This is a genomic window from Streptomyces sp. SAT1 (assembly GCF_001654495.1).
GTDB classification, from domain to species: domain Bacteria; phylum Actinomycetota; class Actinomycetes; order Streptomycetales; family Streptomycetaceae; genus Streptomyces; species Streptomyces andamanensis.
On the sequence record NZ_CP015849.1, the window covers coordinates 2,590,407 to 2,615,876 of the forward strand.

Genomic DNA, 25,470 nt, shown 5'->3' on the forward strand with positions numbered 1-25,470 from the left:
AGTCGGGGATCTTAGGGTTGTCTTAAGGGAGGGATCGGGGTCGGTTAAAGGTCCGGACCGGGGGGCGACTCGCTTTGCTTCTCTCCCCCGCCGCGTCCCGGGGGCCCTCCCCCCTCCCCCCTCCCCCTCCCCCCCTCCCCCTCCCCGCCCCCTCCGCCCCGCCCCCCGGCCCTCGCCCGGCCCTCCTCGCCTCGCCGCGCGGCGGCAGGCCCTACCGCGCGGTGGCGCGGCGGCGGCCGCGCACCGTGCCCCGGTGGCCCGTGCCCCGTACGGGGCGGCGGCCGTCCAGTTGCAGCCAGAGGCGTATCTCCGTGCCGCCGAGCACGGAGGAGCCGATCCGGACGTCACCGCCGGTGGACTCCGCCAGACGGCGCACGATGTCCAGGCCGAGCCCGGTGGAGCCGTCGTTCCCCGAGCCCCTGCCGCGCAGCATGGCGGCGGCGGGGTCGGGTATGCCGGGGCCCGCGTCGGAGACGAGCACGATCACCGCGTCCTCGGCGGTGTGCACGTCCACCGCGAAGGCGGTGCCCTCGGCGGTGTGCCGGAAGACGTTGCCGAGCAGGGCGTCCAGGGCTGCGGCGAGGTCGGCGCGGGCCACCGGGATGCGCACCGGCCGCTCCACTCCTGCCAGCCGCCAGGTGCGGCCCTCGTCCTCGGCGAGCGCGGACCAGAACCCCATCCGCTCCCGGACCACCTCGGCCGCGTCGCAGCCCGCGCCCGCGCCCGGTCCGGCCGCCGCCGTGCGCGGCTTGGCCTCGCGTGCGGTGCGGATGATGGTGTCGACCTCGCGCTCCAACTGGGCGACGGCGGCCCGGGTCTGCTCGGCGGCCGGGCCGTCACCGAGTGAGGCGGTGTTGAGTCGCAGCACGGTCAGCGGGGTGCGCAGCCGGTGGGACAGGTCGGCGGCCAGTTCCCTCTCGTTGGCGAGGAGCTGGACGACCTGGTCGGCCATGGAGTTGAACGCGACGGCGGCCCGGCGCAGTTCGGGTGGTCCTTCCTCCGGGACCCGGGCGCCCAGTCTGCCCTCCCCCAGTTCGTGCGCGCCCTCGGCGAGCCGGCGGGCGGGCCGCACCATCCGCACGCCGAGCCGGTCGGCGACGGCGACCGAGCCGACGATCAGCGCGGCACCCACCCCGGCGAGCACCGCCCAGGCCGTGCCCACGCCATTGCTGACCTCGGCCTCGGGGACATAGACCTCGACGACCGCGATGGCACCGGAGTTGAGCGCGACCGGCTGGAGCAGCGCGGATCCGCCGGGCACCTGGGTGGTGGAGGCGCGGCCGAGCCGCCGGACCGTGGCGATGTCCGCGGCGGCGGACCGGTGCCGGCCGATGTCGACGGGGGCGCCGCCGCCGGCCCCCGGCAGATGGACGGCCATCCGGCCGTCCGAGTCCGCCGAGGCGACGACCCGCTCCAGTTGTTCGCGGTCGGTGGTGATGGACAGGGCGGGGGCGACGGCGGCGGCCTGGCGCTCGGCATTGGAGAAGGCGCGGTCGCGGGCCATCTCCTTGACGACCAGGCCGAGCGGGACCGCGAAGGCGACGACGACCATCACGGTGACCGCCAGGCAGACCTTGACCAGAGCCCATCTCATCGGTCCGGCCCCGCTCCGGGCGGCTCCAGCTTCACGCCCACGCCCCGCAGGGTGTGCAGATAGCGGGGGCGCGCGGCGGTCTCGCCCAGCTTCCGCCGCAGCCAGGACAGATGCACGTCGATGGTCTGGTCGTCGCCGTAGGACTGCTGCCACACCTCGGCCAGCAGCTCCTTGCGGGCGACGACCACGCCCGGCCGCCCGGCGAGGAAGGCGAGCAGGTCGAACTCCCTGCGCGTCAGGTCGAGCCGCGCACCGTCCAGCTCGGCCTGGCGGCGCAGCGGGTCGACGGTCAGGCCGCCGACGCGGATGACGGTGGGCCGCGCGGTCCGGTCGGGTCCCGAGCGGACCCGGCGCAGCACGGCGGACATGCGGGCCGACAGGTGCTCGACCGAGAAGGGCTTGATCAGGTAGTCGTCCGCGCCGTCGTTGAGCAGGCGGACGATCTCCGCCTCGTCGTCCCGGGCGGTGGCGATGATGACCGGGACGTCGGTGATGCCGCGCAGCATCTTCAGGGCCTCGGCGCCGTCCAGATCGGGCAGTCCGAGGTCCAGGACGACCACGTCGAAGCGGATATGGGCGACCTCGCGCAGCGCCTCCAGTGCCGTACCGACGCTGCGCACGGTGTGCGAGGCGTCGGTCAGATGCCGGATCAGCGCCGAGCGTACGAACTGGTCGTCCTCGACCACGAGCACACTTGCCATGCGCCGCACCGTACGCCATACCGGCGCGGCCGGTGCGCGCCTGTGGACAACCGCCCGGGAGGGGGTCCCACCGGGTCCCACCTGTGGACAACTGCCCTCCGGGCACTCCGCGGAGACGCCGGTGGGAGGCGTGCGGCAGGATGGCCGCGATGCTCAGAGGATTCGTACACGTACTGGCGTGGTCGCTGGCGACGAGCGCGGCGGTCACGCTGTCGTGGTGGGGTGTCCACACGGTGCTGGCGGGCACCGCCTACGACCCGCCGCGCGCCCTGCCCATCACGGCCGGTGACACGGACGCGCGGGAGTCGCCGCCACCGGCCTCCGCGACGCGGCGCCCGTCGTCGGAGCGCCCGTCCGCGCCGCCGGCCGCACCGTCCCGTACCCCGTCGCCCCCCGCCCCGAGCGTGTCGCGCTCCGCGCCGCCCGCGGACACCGGCGGCGCGTCCGCGGCTTCCCCCGACGCGCCCGGCACGTCCGGGAGTTCGGTCGGCACCGGCGGATCCGGGGCTTCCGGCGGTTCGGGGGGCTCCGGGACGGTCAAGGGCTACGACACCGAGGGCGGGCGTGTGGTGTTCGACCTGGACACGGCCTCCGCGAGCCTGGTCTCGGCGACGCCGGGCACGGGCTGGTCGATGCAGGTGTGGAAGACGGCGAGCTGGATCCGGGTCGAGTTCACCTCGGGCGAGGACCGGGTGTCGGTCATCTGCTCGTGGCACGACGGGCCGCCCCGGGTCGAGGTGGGCAACTACTGACCCGCGCGCCCCTCTTATCCGCCCGCCGTCCGCTCCCCCGCCCGTCGTCCACCGTCCGTCGTCCACTGACCGTTGGCCGTTGCCCGTTGGCGGTTGGCCGCTGCCTGACGTCAGCGGAAGACGGACGGGGGCGGGGCCGGTGAGGCGACGGCCGCCGCGTCCGTGACGGGTGCGGCGCCGCCGGTGAAGTCGGTGAGCGCACGGCCGTGTTCGACCCGGCCGGGGTGCGGGTCCGAGGCGGCGCGGCGGGTCAGTTCGGCGATCGGCAGCGGCCGGTCGCAGGCGACGAGGACCGCGTTGCCGAAGCGTCTGCCGCGCAGGACGGCCGGGTCGGCGACGAGCGCCAGTTCGGCGAACCGGGCGGCGGCGGTGGCGATCTGGCCCCGCAGATGGGCGAGCGGCGGACCGTCGGCGAGGTTCGCGGCGAAGACGGCACCGGGCTTCAGCGCCCGGCGGACCTCGTCCAGGAACTCGGCCGAGGTGAGGTGGGCGGGGGTGCGGGCGCCGCTGAACACATCGGCGATCACGAGGTCGGCCCATCCGTCGGGCACCTTGGCGAGCCCTTCGCGGGCGTCGGTGGAACGCACCCGGATCCGGGCGTTGGCGTCCAGCGGCAGCTCGCGCCGCACCAGACCCACCAGCGCGGCGTCCCGTTCGACGACCTGCTGGGTGGAGCGGGGGCGGGTGGCGGCGACATAGCGGGCGAGGGTGAGCGCGCCGCCGCCGAGGTGGACGGCGTGCACCGGCTTGCCCGCGGGGGCGGCGAGGTCGATGACATGGCCGATCCGGCGCTGGTACTCGAAGGAGAGGTACGCCGGGTCGTCCAGGTCGACGTGCGACTGCGGTGCCCCGTCGATCAGCAGCGTCCAGGCCCTCGCCCGCTCCCGGTCGGGCACGAGCTCGGCGAGACCGCCGTCCACCTGTTCGGCGACGGCTGCCGTGCTCCCGCGCTCGCGCCGGGGACTCCTGGACCTTCCCATTCCCCCATTGTCGCAAGGTCCGGCCGGCCGGACCGGGCGGCCCGGCGTGGTCCGGAGCGCACCCCGTCCGACGCACCCGCCACACTCGCCGTACGCCGAACCCGCCGTACGCCGAACCCGCCCGTACGCCGTACCCGCCGTGCGCTGCGTCGCCGTACACCGCAGCCGCCGCAGCCGCCGCGGAGCCGTCAGCAGCAGTTGTCCACCACCGCGAGCATCCGGGCCGCCTCGTCCAGGGCGCGGCGCAGCACGGCGGGGTCGGTCGCGAGGTCGGTCTCCCCGGGCGGCAGGAGCCAGTCCGAGCCCTTCACAGGCGGCTCCGGGGCGGTGCGCAGACCGCGGCCGTCCGTCCTGGTGCAGGTGCTGCCCGGTACGTCCCAGCCCGCCGCGGTGCCCGCCGGGACCACGAATCCCAGCGTGTCGCCGCCGTCGTCGTGCAGGACGGGGCCCACCGCCTCCTCCGCCTCGCGGCGCAGGATGTCGACCGCCTCCAGACCCTGCCGGGCCGGTACGGTCACCAGGTCGCAGTCGGCCTCCGGTGCCGGCGGCGACGGCCGACGATCGGCGCTCCCCTTGGTCCGCGTCCCGGACTCCACCACGGATACCCCTCCTCGTGCGCGAGCGGGTCGGGAGTCGGGCGGCTCCCGGTTCACGGGGTACAACGCGGCGGGGGCGTCAACGGCTACGGCCGAAGTCAGCCACAAAGGATGGCACTTCATGGCAGATCGCGGATGAGATATCCGGTTTGTAGCCAAACACTGCGTGGCGGCCCGGACACAACCGGTACGTTCTTGCCCGTCGGAAACAGGGCGTCACCGGGGCAACCCGGGCAACTCCCCTCGGTTCCGGCACGGTTCGACGGTTCGCACGAGAGGGCCCGGCCATGGCGTCGTCAACGGTGACCTCGTCCCCGTCCCCCCGGCCACCGCGGCCGAACCTCGCCTTCCGGCGGCTGCGCGGACAGCGCTCCCCGGCCGAGTTCGCCGCGGCGGTGCGGCGTGCCGCCCGGGAGATCGGCGAGCGGGTCAGCTGCGACGCGCGCTACATCGGCCGGGTGGAGGCGGGCGAGATCCGCTGCCCCAACTACGCGTACGAGCGTGTGTTCCTGCACATGTTCCCCGGCCGCACCCTCGCCGACCTGGGGTTCGCGCCCCGCTCGTCCGTGCGCGGGCGCGCCGCGCGCGCCCCGGAGAGCGGCGACGCGCCCCCCGCGCACACCGAGAGCCCGGCCCACGCACCACTGGAGACGACGGGGGCGCCCCGTCCGTACCACCAGGATCACCGGTACGACCCGCGCGACCCGCGCGACCCGCGCGACCCGCGCGACCCGCGCGACCCGGATCACCCGCACGACGAGCAAGACCCGAACCACCCGCACGAGGACCACGAGGAGAGCGACGTGCTGCGTCGCGCATTCATGACCCGCGGGGGCGCCACGATGGCCGCCGCCTCGCTGGGCCCCCTGGGGCTCGCCCTCGACGCGTCGGCCGCGGACCGCCCGGTCCGCCGCGCCGGTGCGAGCGAGGCGGGCGCCGTCGAAGAGGCCGTCCGCCGGATCCGGCTGCTCGACGACCGGCACGGGGCGGACGGCCTCTACCGGCGCGCGGCGGCTCCGCTGCGCGCCGCCTACGCCCTGCTCGACGCCGGAGCGACCCGGCGGGCCACGGCCGACCGGCTGCACGCGGGCGCCGGTGAGCTGGCCATCTCGGTGGGCTGGCTGGCCCATGACTCGGGCCGCTTCGACGACGCCCGCTCGCACTACGCCGAGGCGCTGGCCACGGCCCGGATGACCGGGGACGCGGCCGTGGAGGCGCACGCCTTCTGCAACACGGCGTTCCTCGCGCGCGACGCCGGACGGCCACGGGAGGCGGTGCGCGCCGCGCAGGCGGCCCAGCGCGCCGCCCGTGAGCTGGGCTCGGCCCGGCTGATGTCCCTGCTGGCGCTGCGCGAGGCGGGCGGCTGGGCGGGGCTCGCCGACCGCACCGGCTGCGCACAGGCGCTCGCGCGCGCGCAGGCGCTGTACGGGCGGGGGCCCTCGGACGCCGACCCCGAGTGGATGAGCTTCTACGGCGAGGCGGAGCTGGCGGGCCTGGAGGCCCAGTGCTGGTCGACGCTGGGCGACTGGCCGCGCGCGGCCCGGTACGCACTGCGGGCCGCCCGCCTCCAGGACCCGCACTTCACCCGGAACATCGCGCTGTACACGGCGGAGCTGGCCGACGACCTCGCGCGCGGAGGGCGTCCCGACGAGGCGGCGGCGGCCGGGATGCGGGTCCTGGACCTGCTGGACCAGGTCCAGTCGTCACGGATCCAGATGATGCTGGCCGGGACGGCACGGGTGCTGCTGCCGCACCGCCGGGCGAGCGGCGTCTCGGCGTTCCTGGAACGGCACGCGAGCACCCCCCGGACGGCGTGAGACCGACCACACGGCAGCCACGCGCGCGTGGGTCCGGCGCGGCGGCCGGTTGGCGATACTGACGCCGACACGGCAGCCACGCGCGCGGGGGTCCGGCACCACGGCCCGCGCGCACCGCACACGGCCGGCCCGGCGGGCGCCCCGGCACCGCGCGCGGCGGTTCCGGCGGCCGTCCTAGCCCTCCAGGTGCCCCACGTCGTTCCAGCTGTGCAGGACCGGTTCGCCGTAGGCCCAGTCCAGCACCGAGAGCGAGGTGGGGCTGAGGCGCACGCGGGCGGCGAAGTCGAGCGGCAGGCCGAGCCAGCGGGCGCCGATCGCCCGCAGGATGTGCCCGTGCGCGAAGACCAGCACGTCGCGGTCCTCGCCGCGGGCCCAGGCCACCACCTCGTCGGCGCGGTCCCGCACCTCGCCGGGCGTCTCCCCGCGCGGGGCACCGTCGCGCCACAGGAGCCAGCCGGGGACCTCGTCCTGGATCTGCCGGGGCGTCATGCCCTCGTAGGAGCCGTAGTCCCACTCCATGAGCGTGTCCCAGTCCGTGGCGCGCTCGCCGAAACCGGCCAGTTCGCACGTCTCCCGCGCGCGCACGAGCGGGCTGGTGCGGACCTCGACGCCCGGCAGTCCGTCGAAGGGTGCCCGGTGCAGCCGCTCGCCGAGCAGCTTGGCGCCGCGCCGGCCCTCCTCCAGGAGGGGCACGTCGGTCCTGCCGGTGTGCTTGCCGGACAGCGACCACTGGGTCTGCCCGTGCCGGGCCAGCAGGATGCGCGGTGCCATGAGGAGCCTTTCCGGGAAAAGTCAGATCTTCGGACGGGGATTTCCATCATCGCGCACCCTGTGCGGGGGCAACCCGGCGGGCGGCCCTCGCGTCTTTGAGGGCCGGGGCGCCCCGCGCGGGCGGGCGCATACACCGTAAAGTGGCACGACCGGCCGGGGACCACCGGAGATCACCGGGCGCCGCAGCGACGACAAGAGCGACCTGAAGGGGGAGGGCATCGGATGCCGCAGACCGAGGCACCGGCACGTGCACCGCGCGCCGAGGCGCCCCCGCGGACCCGGCCGCGCTGGTGGACCGAGCTGCCGCTGATCCTGCTCGTGTACGGCTGCTACTCGGCCGGGCGGCTGCTGGTCCGCGGTGACGTCGCGGGCGCCGTCGACCACGGTCTGTCGATCCTGCACATCGAGAAGGTGCTGCGGATCAACTTCGAGCACCCCCTGAACCGGCTGTTCACCCGCGAGCCCTGGCTCGGCGTCCCGGCCGACTTCTGGTACGCGTCCCTGCACTACGTGGTGACGCCCGCGATCCTGGTGTGGCTGTTCCGGCGGCGCACCGCGTACTACCGCGCGGCCCGCACCTGGCTGATGACGTCCACGTTCATCGGGCTGATCGGCTTCACCCTGCTGCCGACCTGCCCGCCCCGGCTGCTCTCGCCCGGTCACGGCTTCGTGGACACCATGGCCCACTACAGCTCGTACGGCTGGTGGGGCGGCGACGCCAGCGCGCCGCGCGGCATGGGCGGCATGACCAACCAGTACGCGGCCATGCCCAGCCTGCACGTCGGCTGGGCGCTGTGGTGCGGCGTGATGCTGTGGCGCCACGGCGGCACCCGCTGGGCGAAGGCGGCCGGTGTCGCCTACCCGACACTGACCGCGATCGTGGTGATGGGCACCGCCAACCACTACTTCCTGGACGCCGTCGCGGGTGTGGCCGTGATGGGCGTCGGGCTGCTGCTCGCCCCGCACGTGCTGCGCGCCGCCGACCGGGCCCGGACACTGCTGGCCGCGCGGGTCCCGGCCCTGGCGGGCCGCCCGGACGGCGCGGGTTCCCCCGTTGTCAGTGGCGAGTGCCAGACTTCGGCGGGTGAGCGAATTCCACGGCAGCGCGAAACACGGTTCGGTTCCGGAGCCGAGCCGGGTGCCTCCCCCCAGGACACCGGGGACGGCGCTCCGGCAGCAGCTCGCTGAGCTGCGCGGCCCCGGCGTACCGGCCCGTGCCCTGGACGCCCGCGCGCTGGCGGCCCTGGCCGCCAACCCGGGGTGCAGACGGCGCGCGATCCTGGACGGCGCGGGCGTGGACAAGACGGCGCTCGCCGGCGCGCTGGGCGCCCCCTCCGCGTTCGGCCAGTCGCAGTTCGCCCTCACCCGGGGCAACGCGTTCGAGACGCGGGTCAAGGCGGACGGCGGCGCCGAGCTGCTGCGGCTGGTGCACCAGCGGCTCGACCCCGGCGCCGAGCCGCCGCACGAGGCGCACGTCCCGGACCTGACCGCGACCGGCCCCGAGGGACGCGCGGCGCGTACGGCGCTGGCGCTGCGCGAGGCCACCGCGGCGGGCGCCTGGACGCTGCTGGACCACCCGATGCTCGCCCTGGACGTGGCGGGTTCCCCCGCCTTCCTGGAACCGGACGCGGTGGTGGTGCACCCCGACGGCGCCTGGACCGTCGTGGAGATCAAGTCGTTCCCGATGCTGGACGGCTCCGCCGACCCGGCGAAGGTGGGTGCGGCGGCCCGCCAGGCCGCGGTGTACGTGCTGGCCCTGGAGGAGGTCGCCGCCCGGTGCTCACCGGACGGGGCGCCGCCCCCGCGCGTACGGCACCGCGTGCTGCTGGTGTGCCCCAAGGACTTCTCCAACCTGCCCGCCGCCTCCGCCGTCGACGTGCGCAAGCAGCGCGCGGTGACCGCCCGCCAGCTGGCGCGGCTGACCCGGTTGCAGGACATCGCCGACCTGCTCCCCGAGGGCGTGTGCTTCTCCCCCGAGCTGCCCGCCGAGCAGCTGACGGCGGCGGTCGAGGCGGTGCCCGCCGCCTACGCGCCCGAGTGCCTGGCCGCCTGCGAGCTGGCCTTCCACTGCCGGGCCCGCTCCCGCGCGCACGGCGCGGTGACCGCCCTGGGCCGCTCGGTCCGCGCCGAGCTGGGCGGCCTGGCGACCGTCGAGGACGTGCTCGCCGCGGCCCACGGCGAGGCGGGCGAGGCGGACGACCCGGCGGTGGCCGCCCTGCGCCGGGCCGCGCTGCTGCGGGCGGAGGCCCTGCGGGACCACCCGCGCCCGGCGCCCGCGCGGCGCACCGCGGCCGCCGACGACCGGCAGGGGGCCGCATGTCGCTGATCGACACCCTCGCGCGCCTCCAGGCGGTGCACGACGGCCACGCCCAGCCCGCCGCAACCGTCCGGCACCGGCATCTGTCCGGGCGGCCCCTGGTGCTCGTGCCGCTCACCACCGCCGGTGAGGCGGGCGCCCCGCTCGGCGCGCTGGTCGGCACCGACCGGGACGCGCCCCGGCTGCTGGCCGTGGCGCAGCCGCGCGACCGCGACCTGCGGTTCGCGTTCCTGGCCGAGCTGGCGGACGTCGTCCTGCCCTACCTGGACTCCTACGCCGATGTGGTGGAGGCCGCCGAGCGCACCGAGACCGACCCGGAGACCGGCAAGCGGGTCAAGGTCGAGACCGAGCTGTGCGCGGACGCCCCCCAGCTGATCGTGCCGAGCCGGGCGGGCCTCGACTTCGTACGGCTGCTCGGCCGCTCCATGCGCTTCCGCCGCACCGCCGAGCAGGACCCGGAGACCCCGTATCCGGCGCCGCCCCGGGTGCCGCTGCTGGGGCGCTGGCTGACCCACTTCGGCGAGCGGGCCCGGGTGCCGGGCTCCTCGCTGCTGCTGGCCCTCAGCGACGTACTGGCCCGGCACTGGACCACCGGCCAGTCCGCCCTGGAGGACCAGCACCTGGGAGCCCTGCTCGCCTGGATCGACCCGCCGGACGGCCTCTCGGGCGCCGAGGCCGCGCTGCGGGCCGAGCTGGAGCGGGACGCGGCCGGACAGCTGCTGTGCCCGCCCGCGGGCCCGGCCACCGACCCGGCCTTCGACAACAAGCTGCTCGCGCCCGCCATCGAGCGCTACGACCGCGCGCGCGGCGAGCTGGCCGCCGCGGCCGACGGGCTGCAGGCCGACGACCGGCTCGCCGCGCTCACCGCGGCCGAGCGCCGCGTCCACGAACTGGTCCTGGGCTGCGCCCTGCCCACCTGGGAGAAGGTCTGGCAGGGCCTCGACCTGCTGCGGGAGCTGCCTCAGGGCGCGCGCGTGGCGGAGCGGTGGACGCGCGACCGCTGGTCGTTCACCGCCCACCGCGACCGGGTACTGGCCGGGGAGCCGCCGCAGCCGCGCCGCGACGACGCGGTCACCGCGGCGAACAAACTGGCGGCCCGCGAGCGCGAGCAGGCCCGCCTGGACGCCCAGGAGGCACTGGACGACCCGCTGGTCATGGCCGGGCGGCGGCTGTCCGGTGAGGCGTTCGCCGGGGAGGTCACCGATGTGACCATGGCGTACAGCGACGGCAAGCGGCCCAGCCCGCGCCCGCTGGTCACCGTGCGCACCGACGACCGTCCGCATCTGGCCGAGCGGGTCAAGGTGTACCGCTCGCTGGACGGCAGGCCGCAGTCGGCGCAGTGCGTGGCCGTCGAGGAGGACGGGACGCTGGTGGTGCTGCGGATCCTCGACAAGATGGGCCGCGGCAAGGAGCCGGAGGCCGGTTCGGTGCCGCAGAAGGGCGACCGGGTCTGCTTCACGCTCTTCGAGCACGAGCAGCGCGGCGGGGCGAAGCTGCCCGACCCGGAGCAGACCCCATGGACGCACGGCGGGCCGCCGGGCGAGGAGAGCGCCGCCCAGGCCCCTGACCCGGTGACCGAGGAGGACGTCCTGTGACCGCCCCCACCGAGGAGACCTCCGCCACGGCCGGCGCCCCCGGGCCCGGCCTCGACCCCGGCGCGGCGGCCGCCCGCGCCACCGAGGCGATCCTCCGCGACACCCTGCACGGCACGCACCGCGGCGTCGTCGTCGACTCCCCGCCGGGCGCCGGGAAGTCGACGCTGGTGGTGCGCGCCGCACTGGAGCTGGCCGCCGCCGGGCGGCCGCTGATGGTCGTGGCGCAGACCAACGCGCAGGTCGACGACCTGGTGGTACGGCTCGCGGAGAAGGAGCCCGAGCTGCCCGTGGGGCGGCTGCACAGCAGCGACTCCGACCCGTACGACAAGGCGCTCGACGCCCTGGAGAACGTCCGCACGTCCGCGAAGGCGGGCGACCTGGCCGGGCTGGACATCGTGCTGTCCACCGCCGCGAAGTGGGCGCATGTGAAGACCGACGAGCCGTGGCGGCACGCGATCGTCGACGAGGCGTACCAGATGCGTTCGGACGCGCTGCTGGCCGTGGCCGGGCTGTTCGAGCGGGCGCTGTTCGTGGGCGACCCCGGGCAACTGGACCCGTTCTCGATCGTCGGGGGCGAGCAGTGGGCGGGGCTGTCGTACGACCCGTCGGCCTCGGCGGTGACGACACTGCTGGCGCACAACCCGGAGCTGCCGCAGCACCGGCTGCCCGTGTCGTGGCGGCTGCCCGCGTCGGCGGCGCCGCTGGTGTCCGACGCGTTCTACCCGTACACGCCCTTCCGCAGCGGTACGGCGGCCGGGCAGCGGCGGCTCGGCTTCGCGGTGCCCTCGGACGGCTCGGGCCCCGACCGGGTGATCGACGAGGCCGCCGAGTCCGGCTGGGGCCTGCTGGAGCTGCCCGCGCGGCACACCCCGCGCACCGACCCGGAGGCGGTGCGGGCGGTGGCTGCGGTCGTGGCGCGGCTGCTGGAGCGCGGTGGCGCGGCGCTGTCCGAGCGGGCGCCGGACGAACCGGCGCCGCTGACCGCCGACCGGATCGCGGTCGGCACCGCCCACCGCGACCAGGCGGCGGCCGTCCGCGCGGCCCTCGCCTCCGTGGGCGTCACGGACGTGACCGTGGACACGGCCAACCGGCTCCAGGGCCGCGAGTTCGACGTCACCGTCGTGCTCCACCCGCTCTCCGGCCGCCCCGACGCCACCGCCTTCCACCTGGAGACCGGCCGCCTGTGCGTGCTGGCCTCCCGGCACCGGCACGCCTGCATCGTCGTCTGCCGCGCGGGCGTGAGCGAACTCCTCGACGAACACCCCTCCACCGAACCGGTCCAGCTCGGCGTCACCGTCAAGTTCCCTGACGGCTGGGAGGCCAACCACGCGGTCCTGGCCCGCCTGCGCGAACACCGGGTGCCATGGAGACCCTGAGCCCCAGGGACGCGCGCCCTCGAACCCCTGAGCCCCAGGGACGCGCGCCCCGGAACCCCTGGGCCTCAGGGACGGGTCCCCCGGAGACCCTGAGCCTCGGAGGCACCCAGCGCCCGGCACCCGGCGCCCGGCACCCGGCGCCCGGCCGCCCCGGACGGGTGGGGCGGGAACATCCCGTGGGGGCGGGGGCTTGAGAAGGTCCGGGGATGGGCAGCGAGCACCCGTCCCCTTGCGCACACGCGAGAGAATGGAGGGTGGCCCGCCACGAGGACGGCGCCATCCGAGACCGTACGAGGAGGAGAAGACATGGCGGAGCCCACGCCGCGTCGGAACGAACCGCGGCTACGCCCCGCGCCCCTGCTCTTCGAGCCCGTGGCAGCCGCCTCCGACCCGGAGCACTTCTTCGACCTGGAGTCGATCGACGACCCCAGGACGCTGCTGGAGCGGGCGACCGAACTGACGACGGCGTTCCGCGCGGCGGCCGACCGGGCGGTGGAGTTCCAGGCGATAGCGGCGGCCCAGCTCGCCGACCCCCGCCGCTTCGACCGGCTGAAGCCGGCGGACATCGCCGAGCGCGCCCAGTGGACCGAGGACTACGCCCACAGGATGGTCGAGTTCGGACGGGACCTGCTGCGCGGCGCCGAGGACAGCGTGCACGCCAACCCGGCCGATCCCCTCTGACCCCGGCCGCCCCACCCGGCACCCTCACCCCGCCCGGCCCGGCCGCTCCCGGCCGCCGGACCTCCTGGCATATGCCCGCGGGGCAAGATACGCCCCGGGCCCCCGCTCTGTCCCGGTTTCCGGCAACCGTGCGCAAGGAAGCCCTCACAGTCGGTAGACGTGGGACATGAGCCTCACAGAAACGTCTCTCTTCGCCGGCCGGACCGCCGCCGCCGACCTCACCGGCGCCACCCGCGTCACCGCCGAGGGAGCCGACTGGCTCGCCTCGGCCGGGCCGTATCCGCGCAGCACACTCGCCCACTGGCGCGAACAGCCGGACGCGCCGGTCGTCCTGCCCTGCGGCACCGCCTTCGACGTGGTCGGCGTGCCCGCGATCTTCGGCCGCCGGATGCTGGACCGGCTCTGGGGCGAGGGGCCCGGCTCCGGCCCGGTGGCCGTCCACCGCGGACGGATGCTGCTGTTCGCCGCGCCGGGCACCGCGCACCGGCTGCCGTCGCTGCTGGAGTGGGAGGACTTCGGCTCCCGGGGCCAAGAGGCCGGACGGGGCCGCGCGGACGGCGTCCCGCCGCTGCTGTGCCACGGCAACGGCGACGCGGTGACCGTCCCGGCACCGGTCGGCGGCCCCGGCCGCCCGCACGCCGCGTCCCGCTGGCTGGTCGCGCCGGACACCCGGCGACCGTGGCTGCCGGGTCCCGAGATCCTGCTGTGGGCGGCCGTCCGGGCGGCCCGGTCGGCCGTGCGGATTTCGATTTTTCCTCCCCCCGATCAGGATGCTAAGGTCTACGACGTCAGCAGGCGCCGCTAGCTCAGTTGGTTAGAGCAGCTGACTCTTAATCAGCGGGTCCGGGGTTCGAGTCCCTGGCGGCGCACCATGACAGAGGCGATGCGGGTTCGCGTTCAGCGAGCACGCATCGCCTTTCTCGTGCACGCGCACCAGTCCACTCGCACCCGTCCACGCACACGCGTCCGCGCACGCCTCGCCCACACCCCCTCCCGCCCCTCACCCCTCGCTCTCCAGAGCCGGGGTGATGCTCACGGTGTACGCCCCCGAGGCCGTGCGGTCCTCGACCTCCACCCGGACACCGTCGCCGGGCACGGTGAAGCTCTCCCCCACGCCGATCGGCGCGTCGGCGAGCGGCGGATAGACGGAGGTGCCCGCACACGCCCCGGTGCGCGGATGGGCGTCGATCACCTGGACCGCGCCGCCGCCCGACTCCGTGTCCCCCCGCACCCGGTACACCAGCACCCCCTGTCGGCATCCGGTGAGGTCGTTGCCGACCGAGGAGCGCGCCTCGACGGCCAGCGCCTGGTCGCTCCCGGTCCGTACCACCGCGAGCTTCGTGCCGCCGCCCAGCCCGAACAGCGGCACCCCGGCCACGTCCGCCGGCTGCCCCGCGTCCGGCTGTTCCGCCGCCCCGGGCGGCCCCGCGCCGGCCGGGCCCGCCTCCACGGGTTCCAGGGTCAGCCGGGCCGGCCCGGTCCCCTGTACGCACACGACCTGGCGCGGGTCCAGCCAGCCGAGCTTCCACTTGTGCCAGGCGAACAGGTCGGGCGAGAGAGCGAACTGGCTGCCCATCAGGTCCCAGTCGCCGACATAGGTGTCCCAGTCGCCCTTGCCGTCGGCCGGCCGGTGGTACAGGTCCGGCAGGTCGAAGACGTGCCCGGTCTCGTGGGCGAGGACCAGCCGGTCCGGCGGATGCCGTTCGAACACCGTCACCACCCGCCGGATGTCCGTGCCGTCCGCCCGCAGCGGGGTGTTGAGGTTGACGACCTTCGTGGCGTCGGAGTCGACGCCCGGCGCGTCCGGGTCGGCGACCAGGTAGACGATGTCGTAGCGGGAGAAGTCGACCTGCGGATCGGCGGCGGCGACGGCGTCGCGCAGATAGGCGGCCCGGTCCCGGACGTCCCAGTCGCGGTGCATGGCGTACGCCGTGGACGGCCGCGGCATCCGGATCCAGTGCCCGAGCGGATGCGCCCGCAGCGTGAACCGGCCGTACGACGCCTGCGCGTAGAAGCGGCTGGTGGCCGGGAAGTGGTCGGCGGCGAGTTCGGCCGGGGTGGTGAGCGGGGCGGCGTCCGGGAAGGACAGGAAGATCATCACGGCGTCGAGCGGTCTGACCGGCCGGGTGTAGGAGGGGTTCCAGGTGTCGACGCCCTCCGAGTGGTGGGCCTCGGTCCGGCGCAGCGCGCAGGGGGCGGCCGCGAAGGGCTCGGCGACCGAGGGCCCGCTGAGGATCGAGGTGGCGGCGACCGCCGAGAGGGTGGTGAACACGGCGGCGGTGCTGCGCAGTCGGGGGCGCGTCCCCACTCGGCCCAGCGCCTGGAAAGCGTCACGGCCGAGCGCTTTCAGGGGGAGCTGACGCGGCACAGGGACCTCCGGGTGCGGTTCGCGGGGACACCGAACCCAGCCTGTGCGAGTTTGTAGGGGTACGCCCTGTTTGTCTGCACCGGAAGGGTGAGCGCGAGCGTGCGGGACGCGAGTTCACGAGATACGGAGCCGTAGCGGCCGCGACGGGGATGACGCCCCCGGACCACTCACGGAACGTCACAATCGGTCGTCCTTCTGAAGAACCTGCCCAGGTGTGGGCAGAAACGATCTGCCAGAAAGGTCGTCCATCCGGCGGAACCGGCAAGTGGCTGGAAGGGGCCCCGCGCCAGCATCTATGATCGGCACACTTTCCTGGCACTTCCTGCGCGGACACGGGCCCGGCGGCCGATCCCCACCTGGCCGGCCACCCGACGAGACCGATACGAAGAACGAGTGCACTGCGGGAGCGAGCGGTGAGCGGAACGTCCGAAGGGCCGACGCCCGCGGCAGACTTCATGCGGCCGAAAGTCACACAGAGTGATGTTATGAAGGCGCCGGGTACCGACCCGGGCGGCGGCGGCCCGGACACCATGGCCGTGGCGGGGCCGCACGGCGGTCACGGCGCCGCCCTGTCCACCAGGGCACCCGCGCCCCCACCCGCACCCGTCCCCACCCCCGGCGTCACCCCCGTCCTCAGCCCCGGCGTCACCCCAATGGCGGAACCGGTCCCCGCCGGGGCCGGATTCGCCGGGCCGGACCAGTCCCCCGCCCCCGCCCCGCCCTTCCGGTCGGCCTTCGGCGCCGCCCCGCTCGCGATGGCCGTCGTCGACCGCGACGGCCTGGTCGTCAGCGCCAACGACACCTTCGCCGCCCTGGTCGGCGCGTCCGCCGCCGACCTCGCCGGACAGCCCGCCGCCGACCTGGTGGACCTCGGCTCCGACGCCCGCACCTGGCAGGCGTACCGCGAGGTGCTGCGCGGGCGGCAGGCCCGGCTGCGCTGCACCCGCCGGCTCAAACAGGCCGACGGCCGCTCGCTGTGGGCGCAGGTCACGGTCGCGCCGCTGCCGCCGGAGGACCGGCCCCGGGGCGCGCCCGGGACCGCGGACGGCGCCCCGGACGGCGGGCCGCCGGACGTCCCTCCGGGCGTGCTGCTGTCGATCGCCGACGTCAGCGCCCGCCGTGAGCTCCAGTCCCGGCTGCGGCATCTGCGGATGCACGACCCGGTGACCCGGCTGCCCAACCGCACCCTGTTCTTCGAGCGCCTGTCGGCCGTGCTGGAGGCGGACGCGTACGACGGCGGCGGGACCGGCCGGATCGGTCTGTGCTACCTGGACCTCGACGGCTTCAAGGCGGTCAACGACACCCTGGGACACCGGGTCGGCGACCGGCTGCTCGCGGCGGTGGCGCGGCGGCTGACCGGCTGCGCGGACGAGGCCGGTTCCGGCCGGGGCAGCACCCCGCTGGTGGCCCGGCTCGGCGGGGACGAGTTCGCGCTGCTCGTGGAGGACTCCACCGGCACCGAACAACTGGCCGATCTGGCCGAGTCGGTGCTCACCGCGCTCCAGGCGCCGTTCGAGGTCGCCGGGCGCCTGCTGTCGGTGTCGGCGTCGATCGGCGTGGTCGAGCGCCAGACCGCCGGGACCTCGGCGACCGCCCTGATGCAGGCCGCGGACACGACCCTGTACTGGGCGAAGGCCGACGGCAGGGCCCGCTGGACCCTGTTCGACCCGGAGCGCAACGCGCACCGGATGACCCGCCAGGCGCTGGTCTCCACGCTGCGCGCGGCCGTGGAGCGGGGCGAGTTCACCCTGGAGTACCAGCCGCTGGTCGCCATGGAGGACGGGCGGCTGCGCGGGGTGGAGGCGCTGGTGCGCTGGCGGCACCCGCAGTTCGGGATGCTGACGCCGAATCGGTTCATCGCACTGGCGGAGGAGGACGGTTCGATCGTGCCGCTGGGCCGCTGGATCCTGGCGACCGCCTGCCGCCAGGCCCGCCGCTGGCAGCTCGACCACCCCGACGAGCCGCCGATCTTCGTCAGCGTCAATGTCGCGGTCCGCCAGGTGTGGGACTCCGACCTGGTCGCGGACGTGGCCGAGGTGCTGGCGGAGACGGGGCTCGCGCCGGGCCTGCTCCAGCTGGAGCTGACCGAGTCGGCGGTGATGGGCTCGGCCGGGCGGCCGCTGGAGGCGCTGCGGGCGCTGAGCGACATGGGCGTGCACATCGCCATCGACGACTTCGGCACCGGCTACTCGAACCTCGCCTACCTCAGCCGGCTGCCGGTGTCGGCGCTGAAGCTGGACGGCTCGTTCGTCCGGGGCTTCCAGTACGCGGAGCGGGAGGGGGTCCGGCCGGCCCTCGCGGACACCGGGACGCCGGAGGCGGGCGCGGAGCCCGCGAGCCCGGCCGACGAGGTGATCGTCGAGGCGATGATCCAGCTCGCGCACCGGCTGGGGCTGACCGTCACCGCCGAGTGCGTGGAGACCACCGACCAGGCCAGCAGGCTGCGCCGCATCGGCTGCGACACCGGGCAGGGCTGGCTGTACTCCCGCCCGGTGTCACCGGACCGCATCTCCGAGCTGCTGGGCGGCCACGCCTGCGGCCGCCGGTAGGCCCCGGCTCGGGCTGGGCTCAGACGCCGGGCAGCCCGTAGGCGTCCGCGATGAGTTCGTAGCTGCGCAGCCGTACGTCGCCGCTGTGCGCGTTGCTGGTGATCATCAGCTCGTCGGCGCCGGTGCGCTTCTGGAGGTCGTCGAGGCCGGAGCGGACCTCGTCGGGCGTGCCGTGGACGACGTTGGCGTTCCAGGACGCGATGAAGTCCTGCTCCATCGGGCTGAACTCGTACGCCTCCGCCTCCTCGGGCGTGGGAACCAGTCCCGGGCGGCCGGTGCGCAGCCGGACCATGTTGAGCGCGGCGGCCAGCACCTGGCGGCGGGCCTCGCGCTCGTCCTCGGTCGCGAGGGCGGCGACCCCGATGAGGGCGTACGGGGCGTCGAGGACCGCGCTGGGCCGGAAGGACTCGCGGTAGAGGTCGAGCGCCGGGACGGTGTTCTGCGCGGAGAAGTGGTGGGCGAAGGCGAAGGGCAGGCCGAGCATGCCGGCCAGCCGGGCGCTGAAGCCGGAGGAGCCGAGCAGCCAGATCGGCGGCCGGTGCGGGGACTGCACCCCGCCGGGCGAGGTGGCCTGGACCGGGCCGGGCACGGCGTGGATACGGCGGTAGGGGTGGCCGTCGGGGAAGTCGTCGTCGAGGAAGCGGGTCAGCTCGGCGAGCTGCTGCGGGAAGTCGTCGGCGCCCTCGTTGAGGTGATCCGTGCGGCGCAGGGCGGCGGCGGTGGCGCCGTCGGTGCCGGGGGCGCGGCCGAGGCCGAGGTCGATGCGGCCGGGGGCCATGGCCTCCAGGGTGCCGAACTGCTCGGCGATGACCAGCGGGGCGTGGTTGGGCAGCATGACGCCGCCCGAGCCGAGGCGGATGCGCTCGGTGTGGGCGGCGAGGTGGGCGAGGATCACGGCAGGTGACGAGGAGGCCACTCCGGGCATGGAGTGGTGCTCGGCGACCCAGAAGCGGTGGTAGCCGCGGCTCTCCGCCAGCCGGGACAGGGCCACGCTGGTGCGCAGCGCCTCGGTGGCGGTGTGGCCCGCGCCCACCGTCACCAGGTCCAGGACGGAGAGGGGTACGGGTGCGCTGCCGTGCCCCTCGCCTCGGATCTCGTCTGCCGCCACGGGGTGCCTCCTGCTGGTTGGCCGTGCTGGTTCCTCCGGGCGACAACAGGAGACGGTCCCCGCTTGTTCCCCCCTTCGTCTGAGACCCGTCCCTCCGGAGGGCGCTCCCGGGGGCGGGGGCTCAGGCGGCCAGGGCGTGCCCGGGGTGCAGGACGACCTTGGTGTAGCCCTCGACGCGCTGGTCGAACTTCTCGTACGCCTGCGGTGCCTGGTCCAGGGGCAGCTCGTGCGAGACGACGAAGCTGGGCCTGGCCCGCCCGGCGATGATCAGGTCGCGGAGCTGGCGGTTGTACTGCTTGACGTTGCACTGGCCGGTGCCCATCCGCTGCCCCTTCTCGAACATCTTGCCGATGGAGACCAGCAGCTGGCCGTGCTTGGCGTGCTCGTCGGGCCCGCCCGGGTCGGAGGGGACGTACAGGCCCGGTATGCCGAGCATGCCGGTGGGCCGTACCGTCTCGACCAGGGTGTTCAGGACGACGGCGGGCTCTTCGTGGCCCACGTCCTTGTGCGACTGGGCCTGGTAGCCGACGGCGTCCACGCCCTTGTCGGTGCCCTCGCCGCCCGTCTGCTCCTTGATCTGCTCGGCCGGGTCGCCCCGGGTGAAGTCGATGGGGACGGCCCCGATCTCCTCCGCCTTGGCCAGCCGCTCGGGCACCCGGTCCACGGTGAACACCTTGGACGCGCCGCGCAGCAGCGCCGAGTAGGCGGCCATCAGGCCCACCGGCCCGGCGCCGAACACCGCCACCGACTCGCCCGGCGTGACCTGGGCGAGTTCGCAGCCGTGGTAGCCGGTCGGGAAGATGTCGGCGAGCAGCACGAAGTCGGTCTCGAACTCGTCGCCCGGCGGCAGCTTCAGACAGTTGAAGTCGGCGAAGGGCACCCGCAGGTGCTCGGCCTGGCCACCGGTGTAGGGGCCCATCGCGACATAGCCGTAGGCGCCGCCGGCGAAGCCCGGGTTGACCGTGAGGCAGAACCCGGTCTTTCCGGCGAGGCAGTTCTTGCAGAACCCGCACGCGACGTTGAACGGCATGACGACCCGGTCGCCCTCGGCCAGCGAGGTCACGCCGCTGCCGGTCTCCTCCACGACGCCCAGGTTCTCGTGGCCGAAGACGATGCCCGCCTTCGCGGCCGTGCGGCCCTCGTACATGTGCAGGTCGGATCCGCAGATCGCACTGGACGTGATGCGGACGATCACGTCGTTGGGGTGCTGGATCCGGGGATCGTCGACGTCGCGCACCGCCACGTCGAAGGGCTTCTCGTAGACGACGGCTTTCACCTTCGGTCACCTCCGCGTCATCGCTCCATGACGGCGGCGACGGCGGCCCGCCTCAGGGGCGGGGCACGCGGGCAGGGCGCAGGAACACAGACGGGCGGGTGCCGCCGGTCCGTGTCTGCGCCGGACCCGGGCGTTCTCGCTGCACCGCCGGACACTTCCAGGTAACGCCTCGGCGCGGGCGGCCGCAAGCGCGCCCGCCCTTCTCACACCTTTCCGCCGGGTCCCCGCCGGCCTCACACCTGGACGATCGGTTCCCGGGTGAACAGCGCGCCCAGGTCGGGGGCGTTGACCCGGCGGTCGGTGAGCCGCAGCCCCTCCCAGACGGTCACCTGGTTCGCGGTGAGGACGGGCTTGCCGAGGTCCTTCTCCAGGGCCATGAGGTGGGAGGCGGTGTGCAGGGCGGTGTCCGGCAGGAGCACCGCCTCGGCCCGCGCGGTGTCGGCGGCGCGGGCCAGGGCGAGGACCTCCGGCTCGCCCCAGGCCGCCGCCTCGGCGGCCGAGCGGCAGCCGGCGCTGTGCGCGGCGGCCACCTCGACACCGCCCGCGCGCAGGAAGTCGGCGAAGCGGGCGGTCACCTCGTCCGGGTAGGTGGCGGCGACGGCGACGCGCCGTACGCCGATCTCGTGCACCGCGTGCACGAAGCCGAAGGAGGTGGCGGAGGCGGGCATGCCGATCGCCTGTGCCAGGGCGCGCACCTGCTGGTGGGCGCCGTCCCAGCCGGCGGTGAAGCCGCCGCCGCTACCGGCCCACACCGCCGCCTCGGCGCCGGACAGCCGCAGTTCCTCCGCGCCGCGCGTCAGCTCCTCGACGGGCCGGGCGGCGCGTGGCACGTCCGTCCGGTAGGCGTCCTCGTCCTTCGGGGTGTGGACGAGGTCGACCCGGATGTCGCTGCCCAGGAGCTGTTCGATGCGCGGATAGTCGTCCTCGGCGAAGTGGCCCGGGTAGAGGACTCCGAGTGCGGTCATGACCAGCCTTTCTGCTGCGTTCGTGGGCGTCGTCGGCCCTGCCGGGGCCCGCGTCCGGTGCCGTTGCCCGGTCGTGGCCCCGCCACGGTCGCCTCTCCGGGTACCCAGGAGGGGCCGCGTTTTCCTTCGCATAAGTTCTCCGGCTCTGGGTAGCGGCGCGCTCATGGCTCCACCACATGGACTTGGAAGAGGCAGACGGACGCCCGCGCGGCCCAGCCGCCGGTCGCTGCTCGCGGGGGTCGCGGCGGCCGGTGCGCTGGGGGCGGCGGGGTGCAGTCGCGTGGCGACGGCGTCCGCGGACGGCGGCGGTGACCTCCTGGACCGGCTCAGGGCCCAGGGGGTCGTCCGGCTCGGTATCGCGGGCGAGATCCCGTTCGGATACATCGGCAAGGACGGGAAGGTGACGGGCGAGGCGCCCGAACTGGCGAAGGTGATCTTCAAGCGGCTGGGGGTGGACCGGGTGCAGCCCGTGCCCACCGAGTTCGGCTCGCTCATACCCGGGCTGAACTCCCAGCAGTTCGACGTCGTGGCCGCCGGGATGTACATCAACGCCGACCGGTGCGAGCAGGTGCTCTTCGCCGACCCCGACTACCAGATGCTCGACTCCTTCATCGTCCGCAAGGGCAACCCGAAGGGGCTGCACGACTACAGGGACGTGGTGGCCAAGAAGGCGAAGTTCGCCACCGGCACCGGCTACGCGGAGATCCAGTACGCGGTGGAGGCCGGGTACAAGGAGAGCGACATCCTGATCGTGCCGGACCAGGTGGCCGGGCTGAACGCCGTGGAGGCGGGCCGCGTCGACGTCTTCGCGGGGACGGCGCTGACCACCCGCGCGGTGGTGAAGAAGTCCGCCAAGGCGGAGGCCACCGAGGCGTTCGCGCCGCTGGTGAAGGGCAAGCCCCATGTGGACGGCGGCGGTTTCGCCTTCCGGCCGACCGAGACGAAGCTGCGCGACGCCTTCAACACCGAGCTGCACAAGCTGAAGAAGAGCGGCGAACTCTTCCGCGTCCTGCGGCCCTTCGGGTTCTCGAAGGACGAGATGACGGAGCTGACCGCGAAGGAGCTGTGCGCCGGATGACGACGGGACTGTGGGAACTCGTACTCCAAGGCGTGTGGATCACGGTCCAGCTGCTCGTCCTCAGCGCGCTGCTGGCCGGTGCCGTCTCCTTCGTGGTCGGTATCGCCCGCACCCACCGGCTGTGGATCGTCCGCTTCCTGGCGGGCTTCTACACCGAGGTGTTCCGCGGGACCTCCGCGCTGGTGATGATCTTCTGGGTGTTCTTCGTGCTGCCGCCCGCCTTCGGCTGGCAGCTGGTGCCGCTGTGGGCGGGCACGCTGGCGCTCGGGCTGACGTACGGCGCGTACGGCGCCGAGATCGTGCGCGGCGCGCTGACCGCGGTGGAACCGGCGCAGCGCGAGGGCGGGATCGCGCTCAGCTTCACGCCCTGGCAGCGGATGCGGCTGATCCTGCTGCCGCAGGCGGTGCCGGAGATGATCCCGCCCTTCAGCAACCTGCTGGTCGAACTGCTCAAGGGCACCGCGCTGGTGTCGGTCATGGGCATGGGCGACCTGGCGTTCAGCGGCAACCTGGTGCGGCTCGCGCTCCAGGAGAGCGCGCACATCTACACGTACGTCCTGCTCATCTACTTCGTGATCGCCTTCGCGCTCACCCGGCTGATGCGCGGTCTCGAGAAGCGGCTCAAGCGGGGCGTCGGCAAGGCGCCGGGCGGCGCGGCCGCCCGCTCGGCGCGGCCGGTGGGCACCTCGGTCGGGGGTGGTGCGGCGTGAACTGGGACTGGGGCGCCGTACGCGACTTCCTGCCGCACTTCTGGGACGGTCTGCTGGTCACCCTCCAGGCACTGGTGCTGGGCTCGCTGATCTCCTTCGGGCTGGGCCTGGTGTGGGCGCTGCTGATGCGCGCGCCGACCCGGTGGGTGCGCTGGCCGGTCGGGGTGGTCACGGAGTTCGTCCGGGACACCCCGCTGCTGGTGCAGCTGTTCTTCCTCTTCTACGTGCTGCCCGAGTGGGGGCTGACGTTCTCCGCGCTGACCACCGGTGTCTTCGCGATCGGACTGCACTACTCGACGTACACGATGCAGGTGTACCGCGCCGGCATCGAGGCGGTGCCCGCCGGCCAGTGGGAGGCCGCGACGGCGCTGAACCTGCCGCGGCGGCGGACCTGGACGGCGGTGATCCTGCCGCAGGCGATCCGCCGGGTGGTCCCGGCGCTCGGCAACTACGTCATCTCGATGCTCAAGGACACACCGCTGCTGATGGCGATCACGGTGCTGGAGATGCTCGGGCAGGCGCGCCTGTACTCGCAGCAGCACTTCCAGTTCACCGAGCCGCTGACCGTGATCGGTGTGGCCTTCATCCTCGTTTCCTATCTGGCCTCCCTCCTCCTGCGAGCACTGGAGCGACGTCTTGTCCGTTGACACCACGAAGAACCCCGAGGACGCCGCCGGGCCCCGGCGGTCCGGCGGCGCGGCGGGCGGCGAACTGGTCCGCCTGGAGAACGTGACCAAGCGCTTCGGCGACCACACGGTCCTGGACGGGCTCGACTTCTCCGTCGCCGCCGGCCGGCACGTCACGCTGATCGGCCCCTCCGGCTCGGGCAAGACCACCATCCTGCGGCTGCTGATGACGCTGACCCGGCCGGACGAGGGCACCATCACGGTCGACGGCGAGCAGCTCTTCCCGGCGCCCGAGAAGCAGGTCCGGGAGATCCGCAAGAAGATCGGGATGGTCTTCCAGCACTTCAACCTGTTCCCGAACATGTCGGTGCTGCGGAACATCACCGAGGCCCCCGTCACCGTGCTCGGCATGAGCAGGGACGAGGCGGAGGTGCGCGCGCGGGAGCTGCTGGAGCTGGTGGGTCTCGCCGACAAGTGCGATGCCCGGCCGTCCCAGCTCTCCGGCGGGCAGCAGCAGCGGGTGGCCATCGCGCGGGCGCTGGCGATGCGCCCGCAGGTGCTGCTCCTGGACGAGGTGACCTCGGCGCTCGACCCGGAGCTGGTCGCGGGCGTGCTGGACGTGCTGCGGGACATCGCCCGCTCCACCGACATCACGATGCTCTGCGTGACCCACGAGATGGGCTTCGCCCGGGACATCTCCGACCAGGTGCTGATGTTCGACGCGGGACGGGTCGTGGAGTCCGGGCCACCGGAGCGGATCTTCGGGGACCCGGAGCAGGAGCGGACCCGGGAGTTCCTGAGCGCGGTGCTGTGAGCCGCCCGCGCGGGCGGGGCCGGTGCGCGCACCGCCCCTGCTCCGCCCGCCGCGCGGGTGGTCACGAGCACCCCTCGGGACCGGGTAGTATTTTCTTCGTCGCCGAACGCGGGAAGCGGACGGCGGGAGTCATGCGCCGCTAGCTCAGTTGGTTAGAGCAGCTGACTCTTAATCAGCGGGTCCGGGGTTCGAGTCCCTGGCGGCGCACCGACGGTGGGGCCGGTCCATGAGTCCATGGACCGGCCTCACCGCTTTTTCACCGTCCTCGCCTCTCACCGTCCTCGCTTTTTCGCTTTTCTCCGCGCGTCGCTTCACGGCAGCACGTCGCCTGCCACCGCGAAAGCGAGATGGGCGACGCCCATGAAGGCGAGGCACACGGCGGCGAACACCCCGAGGAAGGCGCAGAGGCAGCCCTGCTCCGCCAGGAGCCTGCCGGACGCCGGGGCATGGGCCGTGGCCCGCTCCGGACGCCCGGCCGGGTAGCGCACGGTGACGATGTCGCCCTCGACGGTCGTCAGCGGTCCCCCGCGCTCGGTGAACCGCACGACACGGCCCTCGGGCGTGCTGAACTCGTACACGTGGTGCGGGGCGGCGGACGTCTGCCCGCCGCCGGACGCGAGGTGCACCCGCAGGCAGCGGGCCTCGGCGGTCGGCCCGCCGCGCCAGGCGCGGCGTATCTCACCGGCGCGTCTCGTGACCATGACCAGTGCGCAGAGCGCGCCGCAGGCCATGAGTCCCGGGACGACATAGAACAGCGTTTCCATCGGACCCCCCGTACGCCGTGACCGGCCGGCGT

23 protein-coding genes and 2 tRNA genes are annotated in these 25,470 nt (G+C 74.4%); 15 read left to right on the top strand and 10 right to left on the bottom strand.

What is annotated here, in order from left to right:
• Window positions 1–211 precede the first annotated feature (211 nt).
• Entirely contained in the window at window positions 212–1,594 is a 1,383-nt protein-coding gene (locus A8713_RS11230) for a sensor histidine kinase (protein ID WP_064533293.1), read from the bottom strand.
• The gene (locus A8713_RS11235; protein ID WP_018565657.1) at window positions 1,591–2,295 is read right to left on the bottom strand and encodes a response regulator transcription factor; all 705 of its coding nucleotides are present in this window, start codon (window positions 2,293–2,295) and stop codon (window positions 1,591–1,593) included. The genes A8713_RS11230 and A8713_RS11235 overlap by 4 nt, the downstream gene beginning before the upstream one ends.
• Before the next feature lie 140 nt (window positions 2,296–2,435).
• On the opposite strand from A8713_RS11235, the gene A8713_RS11240 reads away from it, so the two are divergent.
• A complete protein-coding gene (locus A8713_RS11240) occupies window positions 2,436–3,047 on the top strand; it encodes a hypothetical protein (protein ID WP_079158913.1) in 612 nt (203 codons plus the stop codon).
• Between the two features lie 110 nt (window positions 3,048–3,157).
• Here the strand turns inward: A8713_RS11240 and A8713_RS11245 are convergent, their stop codons facing one another.
• Together A8713_RS11245 and A8713_RS11250 are read right to left on the bottom strand one after the other, a co-directional pair.
• Window positions 3,158–4,027 (bottom strand): spermidine synthase, encoded by an 870-nt coding sequence (locus A8713_RS11245; RefSeq protein WP_064533295.1) that lies wholly within the window; start codon window positions 4,025–4,027, stop codon window positions 3,158–3,160.
• A gap of 188 nt (window positions 4,028–4,215) precedes the next feature.
• Entirely contained in the window at window positions 4,216–4,626 is a 411-nt protein-coding gene (locus A8713_RS11250; RefSeq protein ID WP_064533296.1) for a hypothetical protein, read from the bottom strand.
• A gap of 284 nt (window positions 4,627–4,910) precedes the next feature.
• Between A8713_RS11250 and A8713_RS11255 the strand changes: the two genes are divergently transcribed.
• Window positions 4,911–6,440 carry a hypothetical protein gene (locus A8713_RS11255; RefSeq protein ID WP_064533297.1) on the top strand — a complete coding sequence of 510 codons (1,530 nt, stop codon included), beginning with the start codon at window positions 4,911–4,913 and terminating at the stop codon, window positions 6,438–6,440.
• Window positions 6,441–6,614: 174 nt separating this feature from the next.
• Here A8713_RS11255 and A8713_RS11260 read toward each other — a convergent pair whose 3' ends face one another.
• Window positions 6,615–7,211: a histidine phosphatase family protein gene (locus A8713_RS11260; RefSeq protein WP_064533298.1), complete on the bottom strand. Its 597-nt coding sequence runs from the start codon at window positions 7,209–7,211 to the stop codon at window positions 6,615–6,617.
• 222 nt (window positions 7,212–7,433) lie between these two features.
• Here A8713_RS11260 and A8713_RS11265 point away from each other — a divergent pair, with 222 nt between their 5' ends.
• The 7 genes from A8713_RS11265 (at window position 7,434) to A8713_RS11295 (ending at window position 14,052) form a co-directional block, all read left to right on the top strand.
• Window positions 7,434–8,399 carry a phosphatase PAP2 family protein gene (locus tag A8713_RS11265; RefSeq protein WP_064533299.1) on the top strand — a complete coding sequence of 322 codons (966 nt, stop codon included), beginning with the start codon at window positions 7,434–7,436 and terminating at the stop codon, window positions 8,397–8,399.
• Complete coding sequence (locus tag A8713_RS11270; protein ID WP_064533300.1) at window positions 8,350–9,537, top strand: hypothetical protein; 1,188 nt, start codon at window positions 8,350–8,352, stop codon at window positions 9,535–9,537. The genes A8713_RS11265 and A8713_RS11270 overlap by 50 nt, the downstream gene beginning before the upstream one ends.
• Window positions 9,528–11,123 carry a hypothetical protein gene (locus A8713_RS11275; protein ID WP_064533301.1) on the top strand — a complete coding sequence of 532 codons (1,596 nt, stop codon included), beginning with the start codon at window positions 9,528–9,530 and terminating at the stop codon, window positions 11,121–11,123. The genes A8713_RS11270 and A8713_RS11275 overlap by 10 nt, the downstream gene beginning before the upstream one ends.
• On the top strand, window positions 11,120–12,499 hold the full coding sequence (locus A8713_RS11280; protein ID WP_064533302.1) for an AAA domain-containing protein: 1,380 nt from the start codon (window positions 11,120–11,122) through the stop codon (window positions 12,497–12,499). Before A8713_RS11275 ends, A8713_RS11280 begins: the two co-directional genes overlap by 4 nt.
• A gap of 306 nt (window positions 12,500–12,805) precedes the next feature.
• On the top strand, window positions 12,806–13,180 hold the full coding sequence (locus tag A8713_RS11285) for a hypothetical protein (protein ID WP_018565647.1): 375 nt from the start codon (window positions 12,806–12,808) through the stop codon (window positions 13,178–13,180).
• Between the two features lie 166 nt (window positions 13,181–13,346).
• Window positions 13,347–13,985, top strand: a complete 639-nt coding sequence (locus A8713_RS11290) for a bifunctional DNA primase/polymerase (RefSeq protein WP_064533303.1) — start codon at window positions 13,347–13,349, stop codon at window positions 13,983–13,985.
• Window positions 13,976–14,052, top strand: a tRNA-Lys gene (locus A8713_RS11295). The genes A8713_RS11290 and A8713_RS11295 overlap by 10 nt, the downstream gene beginning before the upstream one ends.
• Before the next feature lie 128 nt (window positions 14,053–14,180).
• Here the strand turns inward: A8713_RS11295 and A8713_RS11300 are convergent.
• On the bottom strand, window positions 14,181–15,548 hold the full coding sequence (locus A8713_RS11300; RefSeq protein ID WP_064533304.1) for a M6 family metalloprotease domain-containing protein: 1,368 nt from the start codon (window positions 15,546–15,548) through the stop codon (window positions 14,181–14,183).
• Window positions 15,549–16,003: 455 nt separating this feature from the next.
• Between A8713_RS11300 and A8713_RS11305 the strand changes: the two genes are divergently transcribed.
• Window positions 16,004–18,097 carry a putative bifunctional diguanylate cyclase/phosphodiesterase gene (locus A8713_RS11305; RefSeq protein WP_443069761.1) on the top strand — a complete coding sequence of 698 codons (2,094 nt, stop codon included), beginning with the start codon at window positions 16,004–16,006 and terminating at the stop codon, window positions 18,095–18,097.
• A 19-nt stretch (window positions 18,098–18,116) separates the two neighbouring features.
• Here A8713_RS11305 and A8713_RS11310 read toward each other — a convergent pair whose 3' ends face one another.
• The 3 genes from A8713_RS11310 to A8713_RS11320 form a co-directional block, all read right to left on the bottom strand.
• Window positions 18,117–19,205 carry an LLM class flavin-dependent oxidoreductase gene (locus tag A8713_RS11310; RefSeq protein ID WP_064533306.1) on the bottom strand — a complete coding sequence of 363 codons (1,089 nt, stop codon included), beginning with the start codon at window positions 19,203–19,205 and terminating at the stop codon, window positions 18,117–18,119.
• Between the two features lie 121 nt (window positions 19,206–19,326).
• Window positions 19,327–20,481 (bottom strand): glutathione-independent formaldehyde dehydrogenase, encoded by a 1,155-nt coding sequence (locus A8713_RS11315; RefSeq protein ID WP_064533307.1) that lies wholly within the window; start codon window positions 20,479–20,481, stop codon window positions 19,327–19,329.
• 233 nt (window positions 20,482–20,714) lie between these two features.
• Window positions 20,715–21,446 carry a maleate cis-trans isomerase family protein gene (locus A8713_RS11320; protein ID WP_064533308.1) on the bottom strand — a complete coding sequence of 244 codons (732 nt, stop codon included), beginning with the start codon at window positions 21,444–21,446 and terminating at the stop codon, window positions 20,715–20,717.
• Between the two features lie 163 nt (window positions 21,447–21,609).
• Here A8713_RS11320 and ehuB point away from each other — a divergent pair, with 163 nt between their 5' ends.
• From ehuB to A8713_RS11345, 5 genes are all read left to right on the top strand, one after another.
• Complete coding sequence (gene ehuB / locus A8713_RS11325) at window positions 21,610–22,524, top strand: ectoine/hydroxyectoine ABC transporter substrate-binding protein EhuB (protein WP_079158914.1); 915 nt, start codon at window positions 21,610–21,612, stop codon at window positions 22,522–22,524.
• On the top strand, window positions 22,521–23,234 hold the full coding sequence (gene ehuC, locus A8713_RS11330; protein WP_064537435.1) for an ectoine/hydroxyectoine ABC transporter permease subunit EhuC: 714 nt from the start codon (window positions 22,521–22,523) through the stop codon (window positions 23,232–23,234). Before ehuB ends, ehuC begins: the two co-directional genes overlap by 4 nt.
• On the top strand, window positions 23,231–23,881 hold the full coding sequence (gene ehuD, locus A8713_RS11335; protein ID WP_064533310.1) for an ectoine/hydroxyectoine ABC transporter permease subunit EhuD: 651 nt from the start codon (window positions 23,231–23,233) through the stop codon (window positions 23,879–23,881). The genes ehuC and ehuD overlap by 4 nt, the downstream gene beginning before the upstream one ends.
• The gene (ehuA, locus tag A8713_RS11340; RefSeq protein ID WP_385501760.1) at window positions 23,871–24,674 is read left to right on the top strand and encodes an ectoine/hydroxyectoine ABC transporter ATP-binding protein EhuA; all 804 of its coding nucleotides are present in this window, start codon (window positions 23,871–23,873) and stop codon (window positions 24,672–24,674) included. The genes ehuD and ehuA overlap by 11 nt, the downstream gene beginning before the upstream one ends.
• Before the next feature lie 133 nt (window positions 24,675–24,807).
• A tRNA-Lys gene (locus tag A8713_RS11345) sits at window positions 24,808–24,881 on the top strand.
• A 104-nt stretch (window positions 24,882–24,985) separates the two neighbouring features.
• Here A8713_RS11345 and A8713_RS11350 read toward each other — a convergent pair.
• A complete protein-coding gene (locus A8713_RS11350) occupies window positions 24,986–25,438 on the bottom strand; it encodes a DUF3592 domain-containing protein (protein WP_064533311.1) in 453 nt (150 codons plus the stop codon).
• Between the last annotated feature and the right edge of the window lie 32 nt (window positions 25,439–25,470).

Coding starts and splice junctions, on each gene's coding strand:
- A8713_RS11230 (WP_064533293.1), bottom strand. CDS start 1,594: ATGAGATGGGCTCTGGTCAAGGTCTGCCTGGCGGTCACCGTGATGGTC.
- A8713_RS11235 (WP_018565657.1), bottom strand. CDS start 2,295: ATGGCAAGTGTGCTCGTGGTCGAGGACGACCAGTTCGTACGCTCGGCG.
- A8713_RS11240 (WP_079158913.1), top strand. CDS start 2,436: ATGGCCGCGATGCTCAGAGGATTCGTACACGTACTGGCGTGGTCGCTG.
- A8713_RS11245 (WP_064533295.1), bottom strand. CDS start 4,027: ATGGGAAGGTCCAGGAGTCCCCGGCGCGAGCGCGGGAGCACGGCAGCC.
- A8713_RS11255 (WP_064533297.1), top strand. CDS start 4,911: ATGGCGTCGTCAACGGTGACCTCGTCCCCGTCCCCCCGGCCACCGCGG.
- A8713_RS11260 (WP_064533298.1), bottom strand. CDS start 7,211: ATGGCACCGCGCATCCTGCTGGCCCGGCACGGGCAGACCCAGTGGTCG.
- A8713_RS11265 (WP_064533299.1), top strand. CDS start 7,434: ATGCCGCAGACCGAGGCACCGGCACGTGCACCGCGCGCCGAGGCGCCC.
- A8713_RS11275 (WP_064533301.1), top strand. CDS start 9,528: ATGTCGCTGATCGACACCCTCGCGCGCCTCCAGGCGGTGCACGACGGC.
- A8713_RS11285 (WP_018565647.1), top strand. CDS start 12,806: ATGGCGGAGCCCACGCCGCGTCGGAACGAACCGCGGCTACGCCCCGCG.
- A8713_RS11290 (WP_064533303.1), top strand. CDS start 13,347: ATGAGCCTCACAGAAACGTCTCTCTTCGCCGGCCGGACCGCCGCCGCC.
- A8713_RS11305 (WP_443069761.1), top strand. CDS start 16,004: ATGCGGCCGAAAGTCACACAGAGTGATGTTATGAAGGCGCCGGGTACC.
- A8713_RS11320 (WP_064533308.1), bottom strand. CDS start 21,446: ATGACCGCACTCGGAGTCCTCTACCCGGGCCACTTCGCCGAGGACGAC.
- ehuB (WP_079158914.1), top strand. CDS start 21,610: ATGGCTCCACCACATGGACTTGGAAGAGGCAGACGGACGCCCGCGCGG.
- ehuC (WP_064537435.1), top strand. CDS start 22,521: ATGACGACGGGACTGTGGGAACTCGTACTCCAAGGCGTGTGGATCACG.
- A8713_RS11350 (WP_064533311.1), bottom strand. CDS start 25,438: ATGGAAACGCTGTTCTATGTCGTCCCGGGACTCATGGCCTGCGGCGCG.